Source organism: Psychrobacillus sp. L3 (assembly GCF_042945595.1).
GTDB lineage: Bacteria > Bacillota > Bacilli > Bacillales_A > Planococcaceae > Psychrobacillus.
The window spans coordinates 3545322-3562759 of record NZ_CP168493.1; the positions used below are offsets into that span (position 1 = coordinate 3545322).

Genomic DNA, 17438 nt, shown 5'->3' on the forward strand with positions numbered 1-17438 from the left:
CGCAATTGGTTCACCTAATATCTATCTTCCACTTCTCCAAGCTTAGCATAATTTGCTTTTCATTTTTCATTCCCTAATTGTTCTACTTGTTGCATGATTTCTTCTACTCGAATGAATAAAACCTACTTCTTATTCTTTCATTATAAAAAAATAAAACAATTGGAACAAATACTCATTATTCTCTTGACCTTAACGTTACGTAAAGGTTTAGACTGTAGTTATGAGGAGGTGATGGCATGGAATATACGATACAAAAGCTTGGTCAATTAGCGGGAATAAGTACGCGGGCGCTTAGGTATTACGATGAAATTGGATTACTTAAACCAGCACGCATCAATTCATCTGGCTATCGTATTTATAGTTCTGAAGAAGTAGATCGACTGCAGCAAATTCTTTTTTACCGAGAACTCGGTGTTAATTTGGATAGCATTAAAGAAATTATGATGTCGGATACGTTTGATGAGGCAACTGCACTAAAGGAACACCGGGAAAAACTGCTCGAAAAAAGAGCACAATTAGATTTATTAATCGACAATGTGGATAAATCTATTCAACAAACAGAGAGGGGAATGACAATGTCTGATAAAGAGAAATTTGAAGGCTTTAAACAAAAGCTTGTGGATAACAATGAGAAGAAGTACGGAGAAGAAATTCGCGAAAAATATGGTGAAAATGCTGTCAAAAAATCAAATGAAAAATTACAAGGCATGACGCAAGCGCAGTTTGAAGAGGTGACTATTTTAGAGCAACAAGTATTAGATAATTTGAAAGATGCGATGCAAACGGGTGACCCCGCTGGAGAACTTGCGCAAAAAACAGCAGATTTGCACCGCCAATGGCTAAGCTTTTACTGGGATAAATACTCCAAAGAAGCACATGTTGGACTTGCCGAAATGTATGTAGTAGATAAGCGCTTTACTGCATATTACGACAACATCCAAACTGGTGCAGCAGAGTTTTTAAGAGATGCTATTTTAATCTATGCAAAAAACTAGAAGGTTTCATCCTTCTAGTTTTTTAATACTTGTTCGATTATGTGGATATCTTCTGGATAAGCCAGAGTAAGAGCCGCTATTTCTTCTATCGATTTCCAAGCTATTTCATGGATAAACTCTTCTGGATCTTGTATCGTTATTTCGCCACTCATTATTTCCACTAAAAAATATTCCACATTGTAAGAAATTTTATGTTCACTAATAATGCCGTTTTTATTATGTACTTTTTCAGTAATACGAATGTTAAAGCCAGTTTCTTCCCAAAATTCTCTTATGCAGCATTCTTCAAATGTTTCCCCATCTTCCATTGTCCCCGATGGAACTGTCCATTGCTTTTCTTCTCCCGGAGCTGCTTGAAGAACCATTAGCACCTCCTGTTTTTCATTTATACAAATACCTGCTGCACCTTGCCATTTAAACATGTTCTTTTCCCCACTTCATTCATTAGATTATATCTACATCATTAATTTCGGATACATATCTTGATTTTTTTAGATCCACGAGCCCATTTGAACGAAAACATACTCCTTCTGCTTCTAGCATCGCTCTTTGAGAATAGGCAGATTCTTCATCTGGAATAGCGATCTCACCTTTAATATTAATGACACGATGCCATGGTAGCTTGTACTTTGAACTCATTGTGTGAAGTATGCGTACCACTTGTCTTGCACCCCTCGGGCTTCCAGCAACTTTGGCAATTTGTCCGTATGTCATGACTTTACCTGCAGGAATGGATTTTATTATTTCAATCACTTTTTCAGTAAAAGGGTTCATACAACTTCATCCTTTCGTTACTTAGATTATAACTTATTTAGAATATTTTATTCAGTACCTTGCATAGAATAATACCGTATGATATATTACTATCAAAGGTACTGTTTATTGAATAGTAGCGATAGGAGTGAAAGACAAAATGAATATTCAATTTAAAAAGGGAGTATTAAATCTTTGTGTACTTGTTTTATTGGATAAACAAGATCGATATGGCTATGAACTTGTACAAAAAATTTCCGACCAAATTTCAATTTCGGAAGGATCTGTTTATCCATTATTGAGACGCTTGACTAAGGAAGGATACTTTACGACCTATTTACAGGAATCATCGGAAGGACCCCCACGTAAATATTACAAGCTCACTGAGCTGGGCAGGACTTATTTACATGAACAATTAAATGAATGGAAAACCTTCACAAATGGCGTAAATAATCTAATCGAAGAGGGTGTAAAAAATGACTGAACAACAATTTATAAATGAACTAGAACTTGCGTTAATCGGGCTTCCAGCAGATGAACGAAACGATATACTTTCAGATATAAAAGAGTATTTTACAAATGGTCGTGAGGATGGAAAAGCAGATAGCGATATCGCTGCATCGCTTGGTTCTCCAAAAGAAATCGCACAAGAGCTTTTGGAAAATCATGTTCCTGAAAAAATCATTCGTGATAATAAAGTAATTAAAATCCCTAATCCTACCTTTTCCAACGTTGTAATGAACATCGATCACGGCTCTCTATACGTTTTCCCATCAGAAACAGATGAGACAACAGTGGAATTAATAGGGGAAAACGACAAGTTAGAATTCACCGCTAATGTCGTAAACGATACATTATCGATTCAATTAAAAACAAAGAAATTCCAATTATTTAATTTCCTGTTCTTTATTAAAGAACTCCGAGTAAATGTTTCACTTCCTAAAAAACTGTATGCAACAATCATCATGAAAACCGATAATGGTCGCATTCGTGCAGAAAAAATACTTGGTAAAGCTATTAAAGCCACTTCCGATAACGGGAGCATCGGTCTAAAAGAATTTGCCGCTACTGTTTTAGAAGTAGAAACAGATAACGGACGAATTGAAATTGATAAAGTCCAAACGGATAAACTTTCCACCCAGACCGATAATGGGAGAATTGAATTACGCAATGTGGATGCGGAGCAAGTTATTACAGAAACGGATAATGGACGTATCATGATGGAAAATGTAAATGGGGATATTATCGGGAAAACCGATAACGGAAGAATTTCGCTTCTAACATCGAGTCTCGACCGCATGATCCAGTTAGAAACGGATAACGGCAGCATTCTAGTTGAGACCGAAAACGACCCTACAGACGTATCGATTCATACTAAAACTGACCATGGCCGAGTAAGTGTGTTTGGTGAAAAGAATTCTCGTACTGTGTTTGGAAATGGATTGAATACGATCCGACTTTCTTCCGATAATGGGAAAATCACTGTTACGAAGAAAGGTCTCGACTGAAATATATGTTAATTAAAGGCCCTTTGCGTTTGCAAAGGGCTAATTTAATGCGTATAAATTCATAAAATATGCCAGCACACGACAAACAACTGGTCCAGAATAACAATCACCAAAGAAATATATACCCACTTAAACTAAAGGCTTTGTCTCACCTCATCCACACAAAGTATGTAAAAGGAATTAATACAATATGAACGAAGTATATAAACCAAGTTTGCTTATTATTCTTTTCTAACTTCATGAACCTTTTAAATATATAATTCAAAATAGTTGATCCTGCAAGTGTTACAAACAGACATAACGTGTAAAACACTATATCTAGCGTTCTATCTGATACAGTAGGACTGTCCGCTGTGAAAGTAATCATAACAAGTAAAGGGAAGCTACACGGGTAAACTAGTAAATAAGAAAATAGATAAATGAAATATTTAATGGAAATTTTCACTGTCCTATTATCTCCTGTTTTAAAGCCTCTTTTAATACTAAAAAAGAGAGTTCGTGATCATTCATCACGTAGGGAACTTCTGCGGGTTCCACCCAAATGCGTGAAATCGTTTCATTTTTTCGAAGAAACGGAAGACACTCTTCAATGTCCATCCGATAAAACAATTGATAACCTATTAATGGATACGGTCCTTTTTCTACAAAGGAAGGATTCTCGGTGTGATTGACTTCAATTGCACCAATATACTCTAGTTTCCCTTTTACATATCCTTCTTCATAAACTTCCCTATGTAATGCTTCTTCCGGAGTTTCACCAGTCTCGATGTGACCACCTGGAATGTTAAATCCTCGTCCTTTCACTTGCACTAATAAAACTTTTCCCTGATAAAAACAATAACTATGAACAGAGGTTACTATTTCACTTTGGCTTATATGTGTGAAAGGATGCCATATGAGACTAACTTTGTGTCCTCCCCAATCAACGTAAATTTGGTGGACCATTAGAAAACTCCCTCTCCACGTTTGAATTTACAACTACATTTAATTTCAACACTTCAACTAAAATTCCCTCTTTCTCCCATTCTATTAAAATATAGAGTGGAGAAAATCCCCTTATTTAATATGAAAATGTTTAAACAAGGGGTCTCGTATATTGTTTTTTTATATCGTTATTCTTACCATGTATCCCAAGCATTGCGCTATCCTTTTGTTCCAGGCGTCTATTTGTGTTAATTAGTTAGTATGTACGAACCGGTACTATTAGTTGTAGGATGGCATCATTTTGAACAGAATTTAATATAAACGGAAGCATGGCACCTGTAAATTGGACGATTACATCTTGTCCATCCAAAGCTCTTAATGCATCCATCATATATTTTGCACTGAATGAAATTCTTATCTCTTCCCCTTCGATTGATGTTGTTTGAATTTGTTCTTCCACTTCTCCAATTTCAGGTGAGCTAGATGATATTTCAACAATATTTCCGTCTAGTAAAGATAAACGGACAATATTATTGCGTTCCTCACGTGCTAATAAAGAAGCACGGTCAATAGCTTGAAATAGTTCTTTTCCATTTATTGTAACGATCGTTTTATATTCAGTTGGAATTAAACTAGAGGTGTCTGGATAATTCCCTTCCAGTAGACGAGAATAGAGTAATACATCTCCTGTTTTAAATAACACTTGCTGACTCGTCATAGCGATATAAACAGGTTCAGATGAATCACCGATGATTTTGCTTAATTCATTTAAACTCTTAGCTGGAATAACTACACTATATTCTCCTTCTGGTAGTTGCTCTAAAGTCACTTTACTACGGGCAAGACGATGGCTATTCGTAGCTACGCAAACAAGCTCCCCATTCTTCACTTGCCAATGGACACCTGTTAATACAGGACGACTTTCTGAAGTTGATACAGCAAATATGGTTTCACGAACAGTTGATTTTAATAAATCAGCTGGCATAACAAACTGACGATCATCTTGAATTTCTGGTAGCAATGGATATTCAGCAGACTCTGACCCTATTATATGAAACTCTGACTTACCAGAATGTATATAAATATGATAATTCTCCTTTACTTCAATCTCTACGTCACTTGTTGGTAGCTTCCTTATGATTTCGTTGAACATACGTGCTTGCACAACAATTGAACCTTCCTCAATAACACGAATCACCTGGTCCCCATTTTCTTCTGACTTTATAAACGTTTGAATCGTTATATCTGAATCACTTCCTGTTAGGTGTAACCCTTCTTCCGTAACCTCTAATTTAATGCCCGTTAAAATTGGAATCGTTGTTTTCGAGCTTACTGCTTTCATTACATCATTTAAACCTTCTAGTAACCGATGGCGCATAATTTCAAATTTCATCATTTCCCCAACTTTTATATGTATTTTTTTCGAATTAATTCGCCTTACTAAATATCCGTTTAGAATTAATGTAACATTACGAAAACTAATTTGCACTACGTTTTTTGAACCACAAAAAGCCCCATCACTTGAAAATGATGACAGGGCCTTAATAAACACTAAATATGAAACTAATTATTTTTCAAATCCCAAATGTACTGAATCTATGATTTTTTGATATCCGATTTCCTGATAGATTTTATTGGATGTTGGATTGAGCATATCTGTGTAGAGTACGCAAAATTGAAATTCTTTTAATAATTCCTTGCTACCTGCAGCAACCATGGTTCTAGCGTATCCTTTTTTTCGTTCTTCTTTTGGTGTAAATACGAGTGAAACGGTTACTCCGTGTGCTGTTGGTCTTGCTTTCTTCATCATCGATACAATTTTACCTTCGTTTTCCCATAGGAATGCTTCATTTGCATCTAGCATTACTTTTACTCTGTTCCTTATTTCCAACGGTGCGGTTTTAGGAAGTGCAGTATCTTCTTCAAAGAGGCCATACCATTTTTCTATAAGGGGTGCATCCTCTACAGTTGCATAGCGCCATGTTCCGGGGCTCATTTCGAGTGACTCATCTAATTGATCTAATCGGTATAATCCTTGATCCATTAAAATAGAGAAGTTTTGTCCTTTTTTCTCCTGCCATTTTTCTGCGAATTTAAATGCCCATTCTTTTATACTAATAATAGATTCAATATGAATAGATTGCTTGATTAACTCTGTTATACATAAATCGATACATGCATCCATCCGATCTTCATTCACAAAAATAATATTGAAAGGATGAGGTGGCGTCATTTGGAAAAGCGCTAGTAACTCACCATTTTCTTGTATGGTGGCCATATACGGATTTTCATATTGTCCTTCTTTAATTCTTTGTAGTACTCCTAAAAACAAACTAAATTTGTCTTCGTTTTTTACTAAAAAAGGCGTTGCTACTTTTGCAAAATCTTCTGCATTCTCATAGTGCTGAAAATTCATATTATTGTCCTCCTTTTTATCTTTGTATGTTACTATAACTTAAAATACAAATGAAGTGGAGTTCTTTTTATGAAAATTGTTTTTATTCGGGATATTCATATCGGAGAAGGAATGCCAAAAATTATAGTCCCACTTATGGGAAGAAATTCGGACGAGCTTCTTTTGGAAATAAAAACAATAAAGCAGGCAAGCCCCGATATTGTCGAGTGGCGCGCAGATATGCTAGAAGAAATTGAAGATATTGAGACAGTCAAAAATACTCTTTCAACTATTCGTAAAGCTTCATACCCAATCCCATTATTGTTTACTTTTAGAAGTCATCGTGAAGGTGGAAATAAAAAAATTACGGATTCTTTCTACAAGCACCTTCTTGAAGAAGTTGTGCAAACAAACGAAATCGACTTAATTGATGTGGAATTATTTTCTTTAAATGTGCACGAAATTGTGGAATCAGCAATTGCTAATGACGTGTTTATCATTATGTCTAATCATGATTTTGATAAAACACCTGCAAAAGAGGAAATTATTTGGAGACTCAGAAGAATGCAGGAACTTGGTGCACATATACCGAAAATAGCTGTAATGCCAAAATCACCAGCTGATGTGCTCACGCTATTAGATGCAACGTACACGATGAATTCATTGTATGCAGATCGACCAATTATTACGATGTCCATGGCCTCCACTGGGGTTATTAGTCGAGTAGCTGGACAAGTTTTTGGTTCCGCCGCAACGTTTGGCTCAGGAATGGAAGCGTCCGCTCCTGGACAAATACCAGCTAGTGAGCTAAGGAGAATGCTTGAAATATTACATACCAACTAATCCAAGATAGGATTACCCAGTTCAACAAAAATACCAAGGGGAGCATTATCCCCTTGGTATTCATCAGTTAATTTATAATGGCAACGCTAGTCGAATCATGTCCACACATACGATTCCGTTTTCCACAATTTCCTCTTCATAATGAATGGTGAAAAAATCTCTATCCACACCAGTAATACGAAATCCGCATTTTTGATAGAGGGCGAGCTGTCCAATGCTTGAATTACCTGTCCCTACTTCTATCATTTTATATCCGTGATGCTTTGCTTTCTCAATTGCATTTAATACAAGTGCTTTGCCAATTCCTTTCGCCTGATGCTGCTCCGCAACCGCAAGATTTACTAGCTCTACCGTTTCGGGGCTAGTCGAAAGTAAGACATACACTCCGATTATTTCTCCATTTTGTTCCGCAATATAACATTCTCCACGTTCTACATATTTCTTCACAAGTGTTTCAGATGGATCTGCAAGTAATAACAAATCCAGTGGATATGCTTCTTTTATTAATCTTGTTAGCAATTTATATTTTACCATTTTCCAATGTGAGTAGCTTTTCTTTCATTTCTAATCCCCCACGGTAACCAGTTAATGCACCATTTTTTGCTACTACTCGATGACATGGAATCGTGATTAGTACTGGGTTTGCTCCAATTGCTGCTCCAACAGCCCTAATCGCCGCAGGATTATTAATCATTTCAGCAATTTGAGAGTAAGATTTCTTTTCACCATAAAGAATTTTAGTTAACGCATCCCAAATAGACAATTGAAATGGCGTTCCTTTCAAATCCACAGGCATATGAAAAGCACGTCGCGTACCGTCTAGATATTCTTTTATTTCATTCGTATATACGACCAGTGCTTCTTCATTTTCTACTAACTCATATTTTGGAAAACGCTTCTTCAGCCACGCTTCCATATCCTCGTATGGTTTACTAGGGGAACCTACGTAACAAAGCCCGTTTGCTGTAGCCGCCATATATAATTGCCATTCGTTATGAATGAAATGCGTCCAATATATTTTATTCATTCGTTGAAATCTCCTTTTCCTCTATATTGGTTGGGTGTACCCCCTGTTATCTTTTTGAAAAGTGTGATGAAATAGGAGGTATTATTCATTCCAACCGTAGAACCTATTTCTACAAGTGGTTTGCTTGTTGTTGTCAGCAATTCTTTCGCTTTATTTATTCTAATTTGTTGAATGTATTCTACAGGAGAAATTCCTATTACTTTTTTAAAAGTTCTTTGTAAATGGTACGGGCTTCCATGACAAATGTCTGCAAGAATATCCAAAGTTAACTGCTCCTTGTAATGCTCTTCGATGTACCCCGTAATTTGGTTGGCCCATTCCTCATCAGGCAAGCGCAGTCCATTTGGCTTGCAACGTTTGCATGGACGAAAGCCATTCTCTATCGCTTCTTTTACTTCTATATATATACGAACATTTTCTTTCTTCGGCGGTCGAGATTTACAAGAAGGTCTACAAAATATTCCTGTTGATTTTACGGCATAATAAAATACATCGTCATAGACTGAGTTATTTTCAATGATTGCTTGCCAATATTTCTCGCATATTTTCTCGTTTTTCAAGAAATCACCCCCATTTTTAGTATACTTTTATTTATATAGAAAAGCTGATTTTCACGACATAATAGCAAGATAACGAAATTTTTTACGATTATAATAAAATAATAAAGGGGTGTTCTATATGTTATGGCAAGAAAACGATGAGCAAATCATCATAAATACATCATCCGAATTCAGTTTTACCCAGAACCTTCAATATTTGTCCAGATCTACAAATGAATGCTTGTTTCATATTCATGAGAATAAAGTAAGAAAAGCGATTCCTATGGGTGAATGTACACCGCTAGTAGAGATTAGCGAGCAAGATGAACATTCGATTCGTATTCAGTTTTTAGGAAATACAAGACCTACAAGTAAACAAGAACGAGAACAAGTGGTTCAATATATAATCGAATGGTTTGATTTGAAGACAGAGTTAAAAGCCTTTTATGAGCTAGCACAAAAAGATGCAGTCCTTCAACAAGCAGTTATGGATTTTAACGGATTACGAATAATGGGCATTCCAGATTTATTCGAAGCAATGGCTTGGGGCATACTTGGTCAACAAATCAATTTGACGTATGCGTATACATTGAAGAGACGTTTGGTCGAAGCATTTGGACAATCGATCGAATTTGAGGGTGAGCAATATTGGATGTTCCCGAGACCTGGCGATATCGCAAAGCTATCTGTGGAAAACTTAGCAGGCTTAAAGATGACGGTTAAAAAGTGTGAGTACTTAATAGACGTAGCAAATCAGATCGAAATGGGTTTACTTACAAATGAAATGCTGCTCGAAGCGAATGATGTGAAGAAAGCAGAAAAAATGCTCACGAAAATTCGTGGCATCGGTCCTTGGACTGCCAATTATGTGTTAATGCGCTGTTTAAGATATACCTCCGCATTTCCGATTGATGATGTAGGACTGCATAATGCCATTAAACATGTGACAGGTTCTGAGCAAAAGCCTTCAAAGGATGAAATACATAAGCTTTCCTTGCATTGGATAGGTTGGGAAGCATATGCGACTTTCTATTTGTGGAGACTTTTATACTAAAAAATCCCTTCGATCTCTTTTCAGAGAAAGAAGGGATTTTCTTTTATTGCTGAATTAGTAATTCTAAAATGTCTTCTGACACATATGTTTTATTGTTTTTTAACACTGGTTTTTCTTTAAACTGTTGTAAGCTTTTATTGTAGCTATATTTTTTTTCACCACGTGTAATAGTAAATGAGCTGTTTTCTAATGATAAGTAAATTTTCTTTTTCTTTACGTTGTATTTCACTTCATACCCCAATTGTTCTGCTACTTTACGAAGTGGAATCATTATGACTCCATTTTTCATAAAATGATCTTTTTCAATAATCTTTTGTACTTCCTTCATTTCTGGAGAAAGATAATTAATCGCTACGATTTTACTTGGCGGAGTTTGTGCTGGAATACTCATTGTTGTTATTGTATAAAATACAACGAGCTCTTTTCCGTTTAAGTCCTCTTGTTTAATCTTCTCGCCTTTTTCATTTTCTAAAAGTGTTTCTTTTCCAATGTTTAGCTTAAGGTCTTTATCTAAACTTAGAAATTCATCGTCAAACTTTGATACTTTTACAGATCCAAACTGTTCTTCGTCATGTACAATAACCAACTCTGGAGTAATTTGCGCAGGGTAGATTAAAATCATTGGTTTGTTTTTATCATAGTATGCGTCAATCTGTTGTCCTTTTTTGAATGACTCTTTTTTTACTTTTTTTGTTGTACCACTATTGAATACAAGTGTATCATTAGTGATTGTAAAAATTGTGGTTATTGGCACTTTTTCTTTTGTTTCTACCGTTAGAACTACTTTTCCATCTTTTGAAGCAATACTTTTAATAATCCCAGTACTCTCCATGAAATTGGTTGTATCTTGTGGGGAAAGATCATCCATCACTACAACTTTACTTGGTGTCGTCTGAGCAGGAATACTTCTAGTGGAAACTGTATAAAATACAATGAGCTCTTTGCAAGTTATATCTTTTTGATTCAGTTTCTCTCCTTTTCCATTTACTATAATAGTTTCTTTTCCAATGCTTAATTTTAGATCATTATCTAAACTAACTAATTTATTATCGAACTTACTTACTTTTACGTTGCCAAATTTTTCAGCATCATGCACAATCACTAACTCTGGAGAGATTTGTGGCGGATAAATGGCAAGCATAGGTTTATTCTTACCGTAATATGCAGCTACTTTTTGCCCTTTTTTAAAGGATTCTTTTTTTAATGCTTTTGTCGTTCCGCTATTGAATAAGAGCGTGTCTTCTGTAACCTTTAAAATGGTGATTTGTGGTTCTTTTTCTTCTGTTTCCACTGTAAGTGTGACTGTTCCATCTTGCTTTACAATATCAGTAATAATTCCTGATGTTTTTATAAAATTGGATGAGTCTTTTTGTTTCATGGTTGAATCTCCCTCACTTTGCGCTTTAGCACGAGGCTGATGGAAATTGAATCCTACCATTAGTAATAACGCTACTGTAAATATGCCTATTTTCTTCATCGTATCGCTCCTTTTTTTACCATTCATTGAATTTGTCGTGTCATTTTGGAAAACGTTACATAAAAAAATGAAACATTCTATAAACTAAAAACGTATACAGTAGTTAGAAGAAAAAAATAAAAGAATGGAGTCTACATATGACGTTATCTATTAATCAAGTAACAAAGAGATATCAAAACTTTGTGGCCGTTGATAATCTATCTTTTACGATTGAAAAAGGTGAGATCTTTGGGCTAATTGGACAAAATGGTGCTGGTAAAACAACGACATTTCGTATGATTTTAGACCTTCAAGAAACGACAGAGGGTTCAATTATGTGGAATGGGAAACATATTAATTCCATAAATCGAAATATCTTAGGTTATCTACCAGAAGAACGTGGTATTTTCCCAGCAATGAAGGTGGAAGATCAGCTGTATTTCTTTGGAGAGTTAAGAGGAAAGCTTCGCAAGAATCTACATAAAGAAGTGGATTATTGGATTGATCGTTTTGAATTAGAAGATAAACGAAAAGCGAAAGCCGAAACTTTATCCAAAGGAAATCAACAAAAGGTGCAACTTATCGCAAGCTTTATTCACCAACCGGATTTTCTTATTTTAGATGAACCATTTAGTGGGCTAGATCCCGTCAATATGGATTTATTGAAAAATGCAATATTAGAGTTAAAAGAAAAAGGGACAACGATTTTATTTTCTAGCCATCAAATGGAGAATGTGGAGGAACTTTGTGATCACCTTTGCCTTTTGAAACGTGGTGTCTCTTTATTTTCCGGTAGTTTACTAGACTTGAAAAAGCAATATGGGAAAACGAAGCTTACCATACGAACCGATGTCCCAAAAGAAACGCTTCAAAGTTTGGATGGCGTGAAGGATATTCATGTTGGAAAAGATCAGTATATCCTTACTTTAACGGATGAGTCATACGCTCAATCTATTTTTGACTTTGTTTCAAATGGGAAATATATTGAGAAGTTCAGTTTAGATTATTTGTCGCTAGATGAAATTTTCAAAGATAAGGTCGGTGGTAAGAATGTCTAAGTTTTGGCTGCTCGTTAAGCAATTATATACACAAAAAATCAAAGCAAAACCATTTATTATTTCTATCATTTTATATATTGGGGTTATTAGTGTCGCCATGTTTTGGTCTAATATTAAGGAAGCATTTTTCCAAGATGAGCCATTAAAAATTGCTCTATTGAATGAAACGAATGCAGATATAGAAGATTTGTTCAAATCGAGTAGCGATATTGAATTTTCCTTTCCTTCTGAAGGGATTGCGGAAGTAGAAAAACAGGTTGTCCAAGGTGACTTTGATGCAGCTATTTTCGTGAAGGATCAAAACCAATCTCTGTCGGCTGATATTGCAACTTATAAGCCATTAACGTTTAATGACCAACAGAATTTGTCATCGCAACTTCAGTATGCTGGAAAGTTATATGAAGTTCAGCAACTTAATTTAACAGCTGAACAGGCGGAGAAAATTCTTCAGTCTCAAACCGTTATTACCATGAAAAACTTAAATAAGGAATCGGAAAGCGGAAAAAGTGAAGATGAAAAAGCAGCCGGTATAGGTGCCTCTGTCTTAGTCGGATTTTTAATCTATTCCTTTGTAATGACGTTTTTATCCATGATTACAACAGACGTTGCATCTGAAAAAGGATCTCGTGTTTTAGAAGTATTACTTGCAAGCGTGAAACCATCTACACATTTGTTGGCAAAGCTGACTGGAACATTTTTATTAGCATTGACTCAAATAGTAACACTATTGGTTGTTCAAAGTTTACTTTTCATGATAATAGATAGCGGATCTAAATGGGATGCTGTATTAGACATTGTTAACGAATTGTCCTACGGATTTATTGGATATGCAGTTATGTTTTTATTGCTTACTATTATGCTCAACTTAATCATTGGTGCATTACTTGGTTCACTCGTTTCTAAAGTCGAAGAATCAAGCCAAGCAATGATGCCTGCGATGATGCTTGGCATCCTCGGCTTTTACGTGTTACTTTCTGGAATGTACAGTCCAGATACATTACTGATTAAAATTTTCTCATACATCCCATTCACATCCGGAATGGTTATGCCACTTCGAATTGGTGCAACGGACATTTCATCATTCGAACCTATGCTATCGATGCTTATATTAGTTGGAACCGTAATACTATTTTTCTTAATCAGCCTATCCTTCTATAAACGAAGTGTCTTAACATACAGTTCAGGTGGCGTCATTCAAAAAATTAAAACCGTTTTAAAAGTAACGACTTAAATCTTCATTATAAAAAGCATAAAAGGAGCTGCCTTCTGTATCTAGGCAGCTCCTATTTTTTTTGGATAAGCATACCAGAAGAACTAAATGAGAAATATATTTTAAGTTTTTAAAACAAACGTGAATGTTCGAACATTCACGTTTGTTTTGGTGCCTGGCACCTGAAATATGTTTGTAATATATTATGCAAATATCATCAATTACTGTCGAATTATAGGAAAAAACGGAGAATATATTGTTAATCTACAGAATAAAAGTATAATAATGTTAATCTTCTATCTGATGTGCTAACAAATCCACAAGTTATATGTTCTTTATTTATGAAAGCGCTGTCAAAAAGGAGAAATATCAATTTTGGAGGAGAGAGAATTGAAGAAGAAATTACTAGGTTTTGTTACTGTACTTCTCAGCATGATTTTACTAATGGCTGGTTGTAGTGAGGGGAAGAAAAATATTGCAATAGGGCCTCCCGCAAGTGAGACGAACTCGATTTCCAAACTCATATTGGACGCATATGGTATTGGAGATGACGACTATACGGGTTTTCAAGAAGGGTTTGGAGATGCAGCTGATGGCGTGCAAGATGGGAATATCGACATTTCTATTGGAATTTTGGGACTTCCGGCAGCTAGTATTGAAAGCTTACAAGCATCCGTCGGGGATGTTGTTATGTTAAGCCTCTCGGATGATGCTATTGCAAAAATTGAGAAAAACAGTGGATATAGACATCACACGATTCCAAAGGACACCTACGATTTTCTTGAGAACGATGTTCAGACAGTTACGGCATATGCGATTCTCATGGGAAATACGGATACAATCGACGATGAATTAGGCTATGATCTTGCAAAAATAATGATAGAAAAAGCTAGTGAAAACACGCACGCTCAGGCAAAACAAATGATTTTAGAAAATGCGCTTCGAGGGTCAGAGGGACTGCCAATCCATCCTGGTGCTAAGCGCTATTATGAGGAACAAGGTTTAACAGTAGATAATCCTGTTGCTGAACTTACTGCTGATAAAGGTAAACGTAAGAAAGAGTTAATTTTAGGTACGGGCAGTCAAGGTGGTACTTATTATCCCCTTGGAGGAGAAATGGCAAGCATTTGGAATAAAAATATTAAAGGCGTTAACGTGACAAATACCGAAACTGGTGCATCCGTTGAAAATTTATCTAGTATCCGCGACGGAAATATGGATCTTGGAATGACCGTTCACGTGCCAGCTTTACAAGCAGTGAAAGGTGAAGGTGCTTTTGAAGGTCATGAAGTTCCAAACTCAGCTTTTATCGGGCATATCTATCCAGAAGTTATTCAGATCGTCACACGTAAAAGTACTGGAATAAAAAGTTTTGATGATTTGAAATAACATTGAAGGATAAATATACCTATTGGAAAGTGTGGTGGGAAAATGAATGAACAACAAACCGTTGACGCTCAGGAAATTTTAGAAAAATACGACAAAGAAAATCAGTTTCGAACTAAGATTGGTAAATGGGCATGGATCGTCACATTTTTAGGAGTTTCTCTTACCGTGTTCCATCTATATACTGCTTATTTCGGTACGCTTCCTTCCCAAAAGCAAGGGGCCGTCCACTTAGGAACCGCACTTGGAGTTATCTTTCTACTGTATCCTTTAAAAAAAGGTATGCAGAAAGTCCAGAAAACAGTTCCGTGGTATGATGTTTTGCTTGCCTTGACCGCGATGTATGTAACTTATCATAAGATTTTTTTCTTTGATTCCATCCTGCAGAGTAGGATTTCCGGATATAGTTTACCAGATGTCATCATCTCAGTACTTGGTATCGTTCTAGTACTTGAGGCAACAAGGAGAACGGTCGGCTTACCAATTGTTATTGTGGCGCTAGTTGCCATGCTATATGCGATTTTCGGAAATTTCGTTCCTACACAAATTCTTTCACATCCAGGCTTTTCATTCGATCGTACTGCAACGACACTTTGGTATAAGGAAAGCGGAATATTTGGAACACCAATTCAAATTTCAGCAAAGTTTATTTTCCTGTTCCTATTTTTTGGTGTAATGCTTGTGCAAACAAATATTGGAAAGTTTTTTAATGATCTAGCATTTGCCCTAACTGGTCGCTATACAGGTGGAACAGCAAAAACTGCAGTTGTGGCAAGTGCATTACAAGGAACTGTTTCGGGAAGTTCTGTTGGCAACACAGTTGCAACTGGTTCTTTTACAATTCCAATGATGAAGAAAGCGGGATTTAAACCTGAATTTGCTGGCGCTACGGAAGCCGCTGCATCAACCGGAGGCCAAATAATGCCCCCAATGATGGGGGCTGCTGCATTCATTATGATGGAATACTTAGGTGTTTCATATGGAGTCATTATGTTGGCAGCTGTCATCCCAGCAATTCTTTATTTTACGGGAATTTTCATTGGGACACATTTTGAGGCTAAAAAGCTAAAAATAAATGGTTTGCCAAAATCCCAATTACCTTCCTTTAGAAAACTAATGAAGAGAAACTGGTTTATGCTATTACCTTTGCTTATCATTATGGGAACAATTATGAATGGTTTCACACCACAGCGGGCTGCCCTTTTTGGAATTATCTCCGCATTTTTAGTTAGCCTTGTTCGAAAAGAAACAAGAATGTCATTCAGGCAGACGGTTAATGTTCTTGAACAAGGTACTAGAGTAGCACTTCCTGTCATTGCTGCTGTTGCAACTGCTGGTGTCATCGCAGGGGTCGTTAGTATGACTGGGCTAGGTTCAAAATTTGCTGCTGGTGTTATTGCTCTATCGAATGGTTATCTAATTCTTGCACTATTCTTCACAATGATTGCCTGTCTTATCTTAGGTATGGGGCTGCCAACAACAGCAAACTATGTAGTAACAGCAACCATCGCTGCCCCGGTGCTTATCAATGAATTTGGAGTGGCACCAATCGCTGCTCATATGTTCGTTTTCTACTTTGGCATTGCCGCCGATATTACCCCTCCTGTATGTCTTGCAGCATACGCGGCGGCTGGAATTGCGAGGGCCAATCCATTTAAGACAGGAATGAATGCAGTTAAACTAGCTATTGCAGCGTTTATCGTTCCATATATTTTCATTTATAATCCGATTTTAGTTATGGTTGACGTAAAATTAAATATGTTAGTTTTTTCAGTTATAGCCTCCCTAATTGGGATGATTGCTGTTAGTAGTTCAATGATTGGCTACTTTATACGAAATTCTAGGATTTGGGAGAGGATCGTTCTATTTGGAGCAGGTATTATGTTAATTGTACCTGAAATTGTAAGTAGCCTAATTGGTGTAGTCCTAATATTAGCGATATGGTTCATCCAAAGACAACGTACTGACGATGCATTTGAACCAGAAAGCTCATCAGTCAGTCAAGCTTTGTATTAACACAAAAGTTACAAGTATATTAATGGTGCCAGGCACACGTAATATACTTGTAACAAAAATTAATAAAATATGTTATAATTCAGTTAATAATTTTGAAGGGACGATGGGTGGACAATGAAGTTTTAATCTTATTTCTCAGTGAAAGTTTTTTCTGCGATTTATTTGCGCAGTAACAAAATAAACTTTACGAAACGGAAATAGGATTAGTCTGCCCATTTTTCAATTTTAATACGTTTAATTCCCTACATATTATCGTTTTGTAGTGGCTTTTTGC

General features: G+C 36.1%; 18 protein-coding genes. 9 read left to right on the forward strand and 9 right to left on the reverse strand.

The features are described from left to right. Positions 1-236: 236 nt before the first annotated feature. Positions 237-995 (forward strand): MerR family transcriptional regulator, encoded by a 759-nt coding sequence (locus ACEPXD_RS17715; RefSeq protein WP_391118067.1) that lies wholly within the window; start codon positions 237-239, stop codon positions 993-995. A gap of 14 nt (positions 996-1009) precedes the next feature. Here ACEPXD_RS17715 and ACEPXD_RS17720 read toward each other — a convergent pair whose 3' ends face one another. Continuing rightward, positions 1010-1417 carry an NUDIX hydrolase gene (locus ACEPXD_RS17720; protein WP_391118069.1) on the reverse strand — a complete coding sequence of 136 codons (408 nt, stop codon included), beginning with the start codon at positions 1415-1417 and terminating at the stop codon, positions 1010-1012. A gap of 22 nt (positions 1418-1439) precedes the next feature. Further along, positions 1440-1769, reverse strand: coding sequence for an MGMT family protein (locus ACEPXD_RS17725; protein ID WP_391118071.1), 330 nt, complete (start codon positions 1767-1769; stop codon positions 1440-1442). Between the two features lie 139 nt (positions 1770-1908). On the opposite strand from ACEPXD_RS17725, the gene ACEPXD_RS17730 reads away from it, so the two are divergent. Beyond that, positions 1909-2232 carry a PadR family transcriptional regulator gene (locus ACEPXD_RS17730; RefSeq protein WP_391118073.1) on the forward strand — a complete coding sequence of 108 codons (324 nt, stop codon included), beginning with the start codon at positions 1909-1911 and terminating at the stop codon, positions 2230-2232. Continuing rightward, positions 2225-3256 carry a DUF4097 family beta strand repeat-containing protein gene (locus ACEPXD_RS17735; RefSeq protein WP_391118075.1) on the forward strand — a complete coding sequence of 344 codons (1032 nt, stop codon included), beginning with the start codon at positions 2225-2227 and terminating at the stop codon, positions 3254-3256. The genes ACEPXD_RS17730 and ACEPXD_RS17735 overlap by 8 nt, the downstream gene beginning before the upstream one ends. 441 nt (positions 3257-3697) lie before the next feature. Here the strand turns inward: ACEPXD_RS17735 and ACEPXD_RS17740 are convergent, their stop codons facing one another. The 3 genes from ACEPXD_RS17740 to ACEPXD_RS17750 all read right to left on the reverse strand — a co-directional run bounded on the left by ACEPXD_RS17740 (position 3698) and on the right by ACEPXD_RS17750 (position 6596). Further along, entirely contained in the window at positions 3698-4201 is a 504-nt protein-coding gene (locus tag ACEPXD_RS17740) for an NUDIX domain-containing protein (RefSeq protein ID WP_391118076.1), read from the reverse strand. Between the two features lie 235 nt (positions 4202-4436). Then, positions 4437-5573 carry a DNA polymerase III subunit beta gene (dnaN, locus tag ACEPXD_RS17745; RefSeq protein ID WP_391123353.1) on the reverse strand — a complete coding sequence of 379 codons (1137 nt, stop codon included), beginning with the start codon at positions 5571-5573 and terminating at the stop codon, positions 4437-4439. Between the two features lie 174 nt (positions 5574-5747). After that, positions 5748-6596, reverse strand: coding sequence for a GNAT family N-acetyltransferase (locus ACEPXD_RS17750; RefSeq protein ID WP_391118078.1), 849 nt, complete (start codon positions 6594-6596; stop codon positions 5748-5750). A 69-nt stretch (positions 6597-6665) separates the two neighbouring features. Here ACEPXD_RS17750 and aroD point away from each other — a divergent pair, with 69 nt between their 5' ends. Then, on the forward strand, positions 6666-7418 hold the full coding sequence (gene aroD / locus ACEPXD_RS17755) for a type I 3-dehydroquinate dehydratase (protein ID WP_391118080.1): 753 nt from the start codon (positions 6666-6668) through the stop codon (positions 7416-7418). A 72-nt stretch (positions 7419-7490) separates the two neighbouring features. Here the strand turns inward: aroD and ACEPXD_RS17760 are convergent, their stop codons facing one another. Genes ACEPXD_RS17760 through ACEPXD_RS17770 form a run of 3 tightly spaced genes read right to left on the reverse strand, consistent with a single transcriptional unit; the run spans position 7491 to position 9005 of the window. After that, a complete protein-coding gene (locus ACEPXD_RS17760; protein ID WP_391118082.1) occupies positions 7491-7952 on the reverse strand; it encodes a GNAT family N-acetyltransferase in 462 nt (153 codons plus the stop codon). Next, complete coding sequence (locus tag ACEPXD_RS17765; protein ID WP_391118084.1) at positions 7939-8445, reverse strand: methylated-DNA--[protein]-cysteine S-methyltransferase; 507 nt, start codon at positions 8443-8445, stop codon at positions 7939-7941. Before ACEPXD_RS17765 ends, ACEPXD_RS17760 begins: the two co-directional genes overlap by 14 nt. Continuing rightward, on the reverse strand, positions 8442-9005 hold the full coding sequence (locus ACEPXD_RS17770; RefSeq protein WP_391118086.1) for a bifunctional transcriptional activator/DNA repair enzyme AdaA: 564 nt from the start codon (positions 9003-9005) through the stop codon (positions 8442-8444). Before ACEPXD_RS17770 ends, ACEPXD_RS17765 begins: the two co-directional genes overlap by 4 nt. A gap of 118 nt (positions 9006-9123) precedes the next feature. Between ACEPXD_RS17770 and ACEPXD_RS17775 the strand changes: the two genes are divergently transcribed. Beyond that, positions 9124-10038, forward strand: coding sequence for a DNA-3-methyladenine glycosylase family protein (locus ACEPXD_RS17775; RefSeq protein ID WP_391118088.1), 915 nt, complete (start codon positions 9124-9126; stop codon positions 10036-10038). 43 nt (positions 10039-10081) lie between these two features. Here ACEPXD_RS17775 and ACEPXD_RS17780 read toward each other — a convergent pair whose 3' ends face one another. After that, complete coding sequence (locus ACEPXD_RS17780; protein ID WP_391118090.1) at positions 10082-11515, reverse strand: stalk domain-containing protein; 1434 nt, start codon at positions 11513-11515, stop codon at positions 10082-10084. A 137-nt stretch (positions 11516-11652) separates the two neighbouring features. Between ACEPXD_RS17780 and ACEPXD_RS17785 the strand changes: the two genes are divergently transcribed. The 4 genes from ACEPXD_RS17785 (at position 11653) to ACEPXD_RS17800 (ending at position 17164) form a co-directional block, all read left to right on the forward strand. Next, positions 11653-12552 carry an ABC transporter ATP-binding protein gene (locus ACEPXD_RS17785; RefSeq protein WP_391118092.1) on the forward strand — a complete coding sequence of 300 codons (900 nt, stop codon included), beginning with the start codon at positions 11653-11655 and terminating at the stop codon, positions 12550-12552. Beyond that, complete coding sequence (locus ACEPXD_RS17790) at positions 12545-13783, forward strand: ABC transporter permease (protein WP_391118094.1); 1239 nt, start codon at positions 12545-12547, stop codon at positions 13781-13783. Before ACEPXD_RS17785 ends, ACEPXD_RS17790 begins: the two co-directional genes overlap by 8 nt. Positions 13784-14152: 369 nt before the next feature. After that, positions 14153-15151, forward strand: coding sequence for a TAXI family TRAP transporter solute-binding subunit (locus tag ACEPXD_RS17795; protein ID WP_391118096.1), 999 nt, complete (start codon positions 14153-14155; stop codon positions 15149-15151). Between the two features lie 42 nt (positions 15152-15193). Beyond that, a complete protein-coding gene (locus tag ACEPXD_RS17800) occupies positions 15194-17164 on the forward strand; it encodes a TRAP transporter permease (RefSeq protein WP_391118098.1) in 1971 nt (656 codons plus the stop codon). Positions 17165-17438 lie beyond the last annotated feature (274 nt).